A 9,402-nucleotide genomic window follows, 5' to 3' on the forward strand; every position below is an offset into this window, starting at 1 on the left:
CAATGGATATCAAAAACTACATTGATGAGAAGGGAAAGAAGGCAAGGGAAGGGTCCCGAAGTCTCGCAACCCTGTCTACTGCTGTAAAAAACAGCGCCCTCATGTGCATGGCTGATGCTATTGAAGCAGGGGCAGACAGGCTTAAGCGTGAAAACCAGAAAGATATCAAGGCGGGAGGGGAGAAATCGCTTTCCGCGGCGCTGATAGACAGGTTAACGCTTAATGACAAGAGGATCAGTGAGATGGCTCAGGGATTGAGGGAGGTAGCTGCATTACCTGATCCTGTCGGTGAAGTAACACGTATGTGGAGACGTCCAAATGGTATGCAGGTGGGAAAGGTACGGGTACCCATTGGTGTTATAGGGATTATTTATGAGTCAAGACCCAATGTTACGGCTGACTCGGCCGGTCTCTGTATAAAGTCAGGGAACAGTGTTTTCTTGCGGGGAGGGTCCGAGGCTATTCACTCAAATAAGGCGATTGCTGAGACATTGATTGACGCCGGGTTGAAGGCAGGGCTTCCGGAGGGCGCCATTACACTGGTAGATATAGTTGAGAGAGAGGCTGTTATGGCCATGCTCAAGCTCGATAATTATATTGACCTGATAATTCCACGGGGCGGTGAAGAGCTTATCAGGACGGTGTCAGCAAATTCCACAATTCCTGTAATAAAACATTACAAGGGGATCTGTCATACATATGTTGATGACGATGCGGATGTAAGAATGGCCCAGGATATTTGTTTTAATGCGAAAGTTCAACGTCCCGGGACCTGTAATGCGATGGAAACCATGCTGATTCATAAGGGGATAGCAGGCAAAGTTCTTCCAGACCTGATTGAAAGACTACGTAAGGCAGGTGTTGAACTCCGGGGATGTTCACGGATGCGTCTCATTGATTCGACGATAAGGTTAGCTGAAGATGAAGACTGGAGTACAGAATATTTAGCCCTCATCCTGAATATAAAGGTCGTTGATGATATGGCTGAGGCATTGCGGCATATTGAGACATATGGATCTCAGCACTCGGAGGCGATCGTTACGAATAACCATAAAAAGGCGATGCAATTTCTCAGTGAGGTAGATGCAGCTGCAGTGTTTGTGAACGCATCCACAAGACTCCACGATGGAGGACAGTTCGGCCTGGGCGCCGAAATCGGAATAAGCACAACCCGCATACATGCAAGAGGGCCCATGGGGCTTGAAGAGCTTACTTCGATGAAGTTCATAGTATTTGGAGATGGTCAAGTGCGTGAATGAATCGGGTTTGCGATCATTGAGCGATAAAGTGGAGGGACTTCAGGCTTTGCAGCGTATCGGACTTTTTGGCGGCACATTTAATCCAATCCACACAGGTCATCTCCTCATAGCAAGTGAGTTAAGAGAGCGCTTCTCTCTTGATTCCGTAATCTTTATCCCTGCCGGTATCCCTCCTCATAAGAAAAAAAAAGAAGTTATAAATCCTTTTCACAGATTGCGTATGGTTGAGCTGGCTGTAGCTCCATATAAATACTTCACCGTGTCATCAATAGAAGTATACAGGCATGGGCCTTCTTATTCTATTGATACTGTACGGGCTTTACAAAATGAGACAGGCGATTCAGCAGAACTATTCTTTATAACCGGTATTGATGCCTTTCTCGAGATAAGTACCTGGAAACATGCGGACAGGCTTCTGGGGTTATGTAATTTTATCGTGATCCAAAGACCAGGTTACAGGTTTGATGAACTTAAGGGTATTGGATTACCTGCTTTACTGGGCGTGTCTTCATCTGAACTTGAGAGTCTCGACAGAGGAGAGATTTCCAGATTGTCAATTACCATGACAGCAAAATCTTCTCTTTACCTTGAACGTATAACACCATGTGACATTTCCTCTACAGAGCTCAGGAGGCTTATCCATGATGGCAAAGAGGTTAAAAATCTATTGCCTGAAAAAGTAATGTCATATATAATTGATCAGGGATTATACTTGGCATAAACAGAGGGCCCAAATTTCTTTGCATACAGGTTCAAATATTATAAAGGGATCAAAGAAAGGATTGCTGATTGGCAAAAAAAAGGCAATCCTTGCAGCCAGATGTCTCGATGAGAAGAAGGCATCAGACATCGTTGTTCTCGAAGTGACTGCCTTGAGTTCCATAGCTGACTACTTTGTAATAGCGACCGCTGAATCAAAAAGACAAATTAAGACCTGCGCTGAGTACATAGATGAGGCGTTGTCTCTCAAAGGTATACAATCCCTGCGACGCGAGGGGATGACCAATCTTGAATGGGTACTCATTGATTATGGTGATATCATGGTTCACATATTTGACAAGGAATCCCGATTGCATTATGGCCTCGAAAGATTATGGGGTGATGCACCCAACATTGAGTTTAAGGTTAAACCGCGGACAAGAGTAAAGAGCGCTGTGAGTAAAGAAACAGCTGAGGGCAAAAATTAATGCGGCTTATATTTGCCATATTTGCTATATTTTCCATAGTCATAGTTTTGTATTTTGATCGCTTTAATCCTGAGACCGTTACCATCAATCTCAGCTCAAATTATTCTTATACAATTTCTATGGTTGGTTTCTTTCTGTTTTCTTTTGCCCTTGGAAGCTTTATCGTAATACTCTTTACGCTGCTCAGGGATGCAAAGAATATATTTGTGGAATGGAGAAACAGGCAGAGGCAAAAGGTTGAGGCCCGGGTTCAGGAGACATTTGCAAAGGGATTGAATGCCTACCTGTCAGGCAGATATGACCAGGCCATTTCGTACTTCCGGGATATTCTAAAGATAGACTCTAATCATTTTTACACCCTCCTTAGGATAGGTGACGCATATCGGCAGGAGCACAATTATGCAGAGGCAATAAAGTTTCACAAAAAAGCAGCTAAAGTAGATGAGAAGAGCCTTGAGGCCCGCTTTGCCCTTGCAAATGATTATCTGTCATCTGCCTCATATGATGAGGCAATTGCTGTAATCCAGGAGGTAATAAAAAAAGATTCTTCCAATATAGAGGCACTTGTAATGCTCAGGGATACTTATATAAAAACCGCTAAATGGGACGGCGCACATGAATTGCAGGGGCGGGTAGTTAAGCGCCGGAGGGGCAATATAGAAGACCAGAAACTCCTCATGGGATTGAGATATGAGTTTGCAAAGCTGCTGTTCAACAGGGGAGAGAGAGAAAAGAGTAAGAAGCTGTTAAAGGGCATAATAAGGGCTGATAAAGATTTTATCCCTGCATACGTTACGCTGGGGGACATACTTATAGAAGATGAAGATGGTGATGAGGCGGCTGACCTATGGGAGAAAGGGTATTATATGAATTTCAGCGAAATACTCCTTCACAAGCTGGAAGATTTCCACCTACAGCTCGGTGAGCCTGGAAAAATAATATGGATTTACAAGAAGGCTATATCAATGAACCCTCAGAATCCTGCATTAAAATTCTATTTGGGCAAACTATACTACCGGCTTGAGATGATAGATGAGGCATTTGATATCCTTACAGAAGTTGACGGCATGGATAACACAATGCCTGACCTGTATAAATTATTAGGTACTATCTATGAGAGGAAAGAAGAACCCGGTAAGGCAGCGGCAGAGTATAAGAGGGCACTTGGACTCCGCAAAAGGGTAGTCGTCCCATACTTTTGCCCCCTGTGTGATTGTCACACATATGATTGGAATGGAAGATGTCCCAGATGCGGCGCATGGAACTCCTTTACGGTTTCTCCTGTTCACTTAAAAAAAGAATCATATCAGACAATGAGAAATAAGTTTGGAAAATCCAGGACAGAACCAGGTTATAATGACAGAATTGAATCGGGCAGGGTGTAAATTTGTTACTCCTTATCATCCTTGACGGCTGGGGGATAAATTCCAAACAAGAGGGTAATGCCATAGCTTTAGCAACGACCCCTGTCTATGATTCCCTTATAAATGATTTCCCACATACCATACTTGATGCATCAGGTGAATCTGTAGGATTGCCTGATGGCCAGATGGGCAATTCAGAGGTAGGTCACCTGAATATAGGCGCAGGCCGGGTTGTATATCAGGATCTGACAATGATTAATAAGTCTATAAAAGACGGGGAATTTTATAAAAACCCTGTTTTTCTCGAGACCTTTCGTAAAGTTCAATCATCTTCAGGCAGGCTCCATTTATTGGGTCTCCTCTCTGATGGAGGAGTCCACAGCCACATAAATCACATCTTTGCCCTTCTCGATATGGCAAAGAAAGAGGGTCTCAGGGATGTATACATACATGCATTCATGGATGGACGGGATACATCTCCGCATAGCGGTGCAGGTTTTCTTAAGCTACTGCAGCAGTATATCGCTCAATCCGGCATTGGAAGGATAGCATCTGTCTCAGGCCGTTACTATGCAATGGATCGTGATAACAGATGGGACAGGGTTGAAAAGGCATATAATGCGCTCACAGCCGGAGAGGGGTTGACGGCCGCAGACGCGGTATCTGCTATTGAAAGTAATTATGCTGATGGCGTGACAGATGAGTTTATATTGCCGACGGTAATGGTTGATTCTGCAGGTATCCCGGTCGGGACAATTGAAGATGGTGATAGTGTGTTGTTTATTAACTTCAGGGCAGACCGGGCCAGGGAACTTACCATGGCATTAGCCCTTCCAGACTTCAGCCAATTCAGCAGAAAGAAAGTCCCTTCACTCTCCAGTTTTGCAACCATGAAATTATATGATGAGAAGATGCCGCTGCCTGCTGCCTTTCATTCTGTTAAGTTAAAAAATATCCTTTGTGAGGTAGTAAGTAAGGCAGGGCTGAAACAGTTCAGGATTGCAGAGACAGAGAAATATGCGCATGTTACATACTTCTTTAATGGCGGAGAAGAAAAATTATTTCCGGGAGAAGACCGTTTCCTGATCCCTTCTCCAAAGGAGGTTGCGACATATGACCTGAAGCCGGAAATGAGCGCATATCAGGTTACAGAAGAGCTTGAGAAACGTATACGATCAGGCGAATACGGATTTATTTTAGTCAATTATGCAAATCCTGATATGGTGGGTCATACAGGAGTTCTGAGCGCAGGTATTAAGGCGGTCGAGGTAATAGACGAGTGCCTCGGCAGGGTCCTTTCAGCTTTACGTGATGTAAATGGTGTAGCCTGCATCACATCCGACCATGGCGATATAGAGCAGATGGTTGAGTACGATACCGGCAGCCCGCATACAGCCCACACCACCAACCTGGTTCCCTTCATTGTAACAAAAAAAGGCCTGCAACTCAGAACCGGTAAAGGCATATTTGCAGACATAGCCCCGACGATCCTCGACCTGATGGGGCTTGAAAAACCTGCTGAAATGACTGGAAAATCGCTTATCATAAGATGATTTTTTTAATTATACATACCCCTCGGTCTGACAAATAAATGAATCATACATCATTATTTTTCTTTATCGTCGGAGTTATCATGCTCATCGCAGGCGCTGAGGCATTAGTTCGTGGCGCATCCAGGCTTGCAGTTTTATTTGGTGTATCACCCCTCGTAATCGGTCTGACTATAGTTGCCTTCGGTACAAGCTCACCCGAGCTTGCCGTAAGCTTTATGGCCGCTGTCTCAGGCAATGCAGATATATCCATTGGCAATGTCATAGGCAGCAACATATTCAACATCCTGCTCATCCTTGGTATATCTGCGGTAATTACACCTCTTGCGGTTTCCAGGAAATTAATCCGGTTTGATGTGCCAATAATGATAGGTGTTTCAATATTGCTCTTTATATTCGGTCTTGACGGGAGGATTGGAAGAATAGAAGGCATTATCTTATTTGCCGGGATTGTCAGCTATACTGTTTTCTCGATTTACGAAAGCCGCAGTCTGACAAAAAAGATCGTAAATCAGGCGCTTCATCCTGAAATGAAGGCTACACCGCAAATGTATCTGCTTGACTCGGCACTCATCCTCATAGGCCTTTTCTTTCTTATCATAGGCTCCCGATGGCTGGTAGACGGCGCTGTCGTCATTGCTAAAGCACTTGGTGTCAGTGAGCTGATAATCGGGTTAACTATAGTAGCCGCCGGAACATCTTTGCCTGAAGTGGCTACATCTATTGTAGCAACTATCCGTGGTGAAAGGGATATCGCAGTCGGTAATGTAGTTGGGAGCAACCTGTTTAACATACTTGCGGTTCTTGGTCTCTCCAGTATGGCAACACCTAAAGGTATCTATGTATCTCCTGCGGCCTTACACTTGGATATACCTATAATGATAGCCGCAGCTGCAATCTGTCTGCCGATCTTCTACACGCATAATATGATTTCCCGCCGGGAGGGTATTTTTTTGTTGGGCAGTTACGGAGTATACCTGTTCTACCTTATCTCAATAATTTAAAAGGCTTGTTTTTACTTGACATGATAGTGCTATTTGGATAAAGTGACAAGCATGAAAGAAACAGAATTAAAGCTTCTGCTTAAGAATGTTCAGGATGAGCGATTTGTTCACCATGTATCAGAACTGACATATGAGCGTCTGTTTGCGTTGTGGCACCTTAGTCCCTCAATAGGACGTCAGATGAGCAGGCTTATCTCAAAAGTGGTTATAGGTCTTTTCTTTATAAGATATCTGTCGCATATAAATGACCTTGTTGCAAAAGATGCAAATATAAAAGAAAGACCGAAATCATCAGATCTTGCTGACAGGGAAGCGATTGAAAAGATTATTAAAAAGCTTGAAAAATCAAACAAATTCAGGTCAATCCTCGGATCGGACATCCTGCCCGAACTAATTGAGATAATTGAGCATACCAGGGCTTTAGAATTGAGTGATCTTGTAAAATTATCGCACTCGGGTGACTACCTGGCTACGGCAATGGATGATTTTAAAGAATCTGATGATCCCGGATATCAGTTGTGGCTTGAATCTATTCCTGATTATTATCAAAGGGATCTAATTCATTTAGGGTTAAAAAACAGGCGCCGGAGTTCAGGAAGGAGAAAAATTAACCCATTGATACTTGACAAGTGGGTTACGAATCTAAATCAACATTCACCTTCGACTAATGCCGTCTTTAAAAATGGAAAAACCCTTTCACTTAAACCATGGATTGCTGAGCGCAGAAGGCCATTGCTTGGCTTTAGCCGTCGGACTATAGAGGCATAAACACTATTTGACCTCTGATTTAATCCCCTGACTATGGATATCATCAGCAAGATAATGGATATAGACTGCTATTTGCAGAGCATTAATGCATGCAGGTCTTCATCCTTGAACGAAGACGCTGTAAAGTGTGTGGAATTAAAGCGTAACGTATCCCATAAGTTCATCGTACCGAGGCGTAAGTGTGACCATTTCTCTATAGAAATAAGAGACAGAATTACCTTCAACCCGGATAAAGGACCATTTAAAATAGAGATTATTCTTGGAGCAAATATTTCGCTCCTGGAACCAATGTCACCTGCAGAGATTACCGGCCTCGTAAAGATAAAAAAAAATGTCCTTTCTATAATAAACCAGTGCTTGCCGCATTCATCCGTAATTATAGCCAATCTAACTGACAAGATGGGCTTTTCTCCTGTAATCTTTTCTCCACGAATCGCATTGGAAAATATAGGGTTAAATGATGATCGTAGACTTTCCCGTTGATGATCGAAGCAAGAAATTCTTAAGAGAGTTAGAGTCTGACGAAGATGTAGCTGCTATCAATTCAATCCTCCTGTCCAAAAGGGGGGAAGATTTCTCTAATTACGCCTCAATAATATGTTTTTGTTTTAAGGAAAAAGACCTTATGGATATTAACGGCGTTTCAACTCTTCCGGAAAGCGTCAAGATATGGGTAAAAAAGAAGATGATGGAGAATGACGATCTCTATATGACCTTTTTTAAGCACCTTTTTTCACTTTACTCAAGCTATTCTCAGACAGAAGAAGGGCTTTCGATCCTTGGGAAAAAGCGTAGTCTGTTTCCTGAGGTCTACCTGTATCATAGGATTAAAGAGCTTTATTCATACAGTAAAAATAATATAGTCCGGAGGGACTGTTACGTTGTAATAAATGAATGGAATACAAGGCGTGACAGGTCAAGGGATGAGGGACAGAAGATAGATGTTGGCGCCTGGGATCCCGATAAAGAGGCCGGTCAATGCTATGAATGTAAAGTTAAATTCTATATTAAAGAGAAAGAACACCAGCTGAAGTTTCTGGAAGATATACGCGACCACTCCCAGGGGAAGATAAATGTCTTTCTCGCAAGTTTTGCTCCTAAAAAGGTCCTGCTGCGCCAGCTCATGAATTTCTTCCCGGGCCGTGATTTAAGCAAGATAAATATCTTTGGTATAGATGAGTTGAAGAACCTTTAATGCTATAAAGTCTCGTCTCCACTCTCGGACGGAGGGACTGCCCCAAACCTGTCCCGCTCCCTCTCTATCTGCTCTAATTCTTCACTCCTTTGTTTACATTCAACACAAAGGACTGCAAATGGCAGGGCCTTTAATCTCGGTTCGCTTATTTCATTCCCACAGTCCTCACAAATACCATACGTGCCTTCTTCAAGCTTTTTAAGTGCATGGTCTATCTTTTCCAGTGTGTCTCTTCTCAGGTCTACAAGCGTGAATCCTGTCTCTTCTGCCAGATCACTCAGGGCCTTATCTCCTTCGTCAAGTACCGCGTCTATTTCCATCCTGTAGTCTTTACCGAGTTGTTGAAACAGTTTGTCCTTAACATCGTTCCATATCTCCCGTTTCTTCTCCATAAGCATATTCCTGAGGGCTTCCTGTTTTTTATTTAATATCATAAAGTTTTAACCTCCATATAAGATATTTAACACTCATACCCAATGCATTCCCTTAAGTCTTGCAATAACATGTTCTGATCCGGTATCCGTAGAGACCTTGTCTGTGCCAATAATTATGTCAGGAGAAACCGGTTCCTCATACACATTAGTGCAGAAACTCATTCACCTTCTCCGGCCTGAACTCATCCTCTTCAAGCAGGCTTTCAATAAAGTTGAACACCTTCCTCCGCCGGTCAAAAGGCAATGTAGGATACCACAAAGGGTTGCCAATTACCAGACTACGCCATATAAAAAATGGCTGAATGACTATAGTATATTTCAGGGGTGAAAGTCGCCATGAACCTGATAAAGTCTGTGCCCCATTCCCTTAATCTTCCATACTCTTGACCCCATCGTTCACAGAAAATCTTATAAGGTAAGGCAGCCCATAACGAAAACCTTCAAGATCCTCTGTCTCAGCCTTGCTTATTTCACTTATGGATGATATGTGAGCATCACCCTTGTATAAAGAGGAAAAATATTTCTCTAATCGTTCCTTTATTAAGACATGCATATTTCTGTCTATCCCGGATTTTTTGCAAATAATACCACTTGTCAGGGAGAATAACAATCCGTTTCTAATATTTTAAATTTTTGTTTTG

At 42.9% G+C, this 9,402-nt stretch carries 11 protein-coding genes; 9 read left to right on the forward strand and 2 right to left on the reverse strand.

Annotation, left to right across the window (positions count from 1 at the left end; all coding sequences use genetic code 11):
* Positions 1-2: 2 nt before the first annotated feature.
* The 9 genes from IT392_04235 to IT392_04275 all read left to right on the forward strand — a co-directional run bounded on the left by IT392_04235 (position 3) and on the right by IT392_04275 (position 8,327).
* Positions 3-1,259 (forward strand): glutamate-5-semialdehyde dehydrogenase, encoded by a 1,257-nt coding sequence (locus IT392_04235; GenBank protein MCC6543696.1) that lies wholly within the window; start codon positions 3-5, stop codon positions 1,257-1,259.
* A 46-nt stretch (positions 1,260-1,305) separates the two neighbouring features.
* Positions 1,306-1,980, forward strand: a complete 675-nt coding sequence (locus tag IT392_04240; protein ID MCC6543697.1) for a nicotinate-nucleotide adenylyltransferase — start codon at positions 1,306-1,308, stop codon at positions 1,978-1,980.
* Between the two features lie 61 nt (positions 1,981-2,041).
* On the forward strand, positions 2,042-2,446 hold the full coding sequence (gene rsfS, locus IT392_04245) for a ribosome silencing factor (GenBank protein MCC6543698.1): 405 nt from the start codon (positions 2,042-2,044) through the stop codon (positions 2,444-2,446).
* Positions 2,446-3,831, forward strand: coding sequence for a tetratricopeptide repeat protein (locus IT392_04250; GenBank protein MCC6543699.1), 1,386 nt, complete (start codon positions 2,446-2,448; stop codon positions 3,829-3,831). The genes rsfS and IT392_04250 overlap by 1 nt, the downstream gene beginning before the upstream one ends.
* A gap of 2 nt (positions 3,832-3,833) precedes the next feature.
* Positions 3,834-5,363 (forward strand): 2,3-bisphosphoglycerate-independent phosphoglycerate mutase, encoded by a 1,530-nt coding sequence (locus IT392_04255; GenBank protein ID MCC6543700.1) that lies wholly within the window; start codon positions 3,834-3,836, stop codon positions 5,361-5,363.
* Between the two features lie 38 nt (positions 5,364-5,401).
* The gene (locus tag IT392_04260; protein ID MCC6543701.1) at positions 5,402-6,364 is read left to right on the forward strand and encodes a calcium/sodium antiporter; all 963 of its coding nucleotides are present in this window, start codon (positions 5,402-5,404) and stop codon (positions 6,362-6,364) included.
* A 51-nt stretch (positions 6,365-6,415) separates the two neighbouring features.
* Entirely contained in the window at positions 6,416-7,132 is a 717-nt protein-coding gene (locus IT392_04265) for a hypothetical protein (protein MCC6543702.1), read from the forward strand.
* 33 nt (positions 7,133-7,165) lie between these two features.
* Entirely contained in the window at positions 7,166-7,615 is a 450-nt protein-coding gene (locus IT392_04270; GenBank protein ID MCC6543703.1) for a hypothetical protein, read from the forward strand.
* A complete protein-coding gene (locus tag IT392_04275) occupies positions 7,590-8,327 on the forward strand; it encodes a hypothetical protein (protein MCC6543704.1) in 738 nt (245 codons plus the stop codon). Before IT392_04270 ends, IT392_04275 begins: the two co-directional genes overlap by 26 nt.
* A gap of 2 nt (positions 8,328-8,329) precedes the next feature.
* Here IT392_04275 and IT392_04280 read toward each other — a convergent pair whose 3' ends face one another.
* On the reverse strand, positions 8,330-8,761 hold the full coding sequence (locus IT392_04280) for a TraR/DksA C4-type zinc finger protein (GenBank protein MCC6543705.1): 432 nt from the start codon (positions 8,759-8,761) through the stop codon (positions 8,330-8,332).
* A 367-nt stretch (positions 8,762-9,128) separates the two neighbouring features.
* On the reverse strand, positions 9,129-9,314 hold the full coding sequence (locus IT392_04285; protein MCC6543706.1) for a hypothetical protein: 186 nt from the start codon (positions 9,312-9,314) through the stop codon (positions 9,129-9,131).
* Positions 9,315-9,402: the final 88 nt, after the last annotated feature.

Source organism: Nitrospirota bacterium, from assembly GCA_020846775.1.
Classification (GTDB): Bacteria; Nitrospirota; 9FT-COMBO-42-15; order HDB-SIOI813; family HDB-SIOI813; genus RBG-16-43-11.

What these genes read in the sequence shown, in the direction of transcription:
- IT392_04270 (MCC6543703.1), top strand. Translation starts at nt 7,166, where the DNA reads ATGGATATCATCAGCAAGATAATGGATATAGACTGCTATTTGCAGAGC.
- IT392_04285 (MCC6543706.1), bottom strand. Translation starts at nt 9,314, where the DNA reads ATGCATGTCTTAATAAAGGAACGATTAGAGAAATATTTTTCCTCTTTA.
- IT392_04280 (MCC6543705.1), bottom strand. Translation starts at nt 8,761, where the DNA reads ATGATATTAAATAAAAAACAGGAAGCCCTCAGGAATATGCTTATGGAG.
- IT392_04250 (MCC6543699.1), top strand. Translation starts at nt 2,446, where the DNA reads ATGCGGCTTATATTTGCCATATTTGCTATATTTTCCATAGTCATAGTT.
- IT392_04265 (MCC6543702.1), top strand. Translation starts at nt 6,416, where the DNA reads ATGAAAGAAACAGAATTAAAGCTTCTGCTTAAGAATGTTCAGGATGAG.
- IT392_04260 (MCC6543701.1), top strand. Translation starts at nt 5,402, where the DNA reads ATGAATCATACATCATTATTTTTCTTTATCGTCGGAGTTATCATGCTC.
- IT392_04275 (MCC6543704.1), top strand. Translation starts at nt 7,590, where the DNA reads ATGATGATCGTAGACTTTCCCGTTGATGATCGAAGCAAGAAATTCTTA.
- IT392_04235 (MCC6543696.1), top strand. Translation starts at nt 3, where the DNA reads ATGGATATCAAAAACTACATTGATGAGAAGGGAAAGAAGGCAAGGGAA.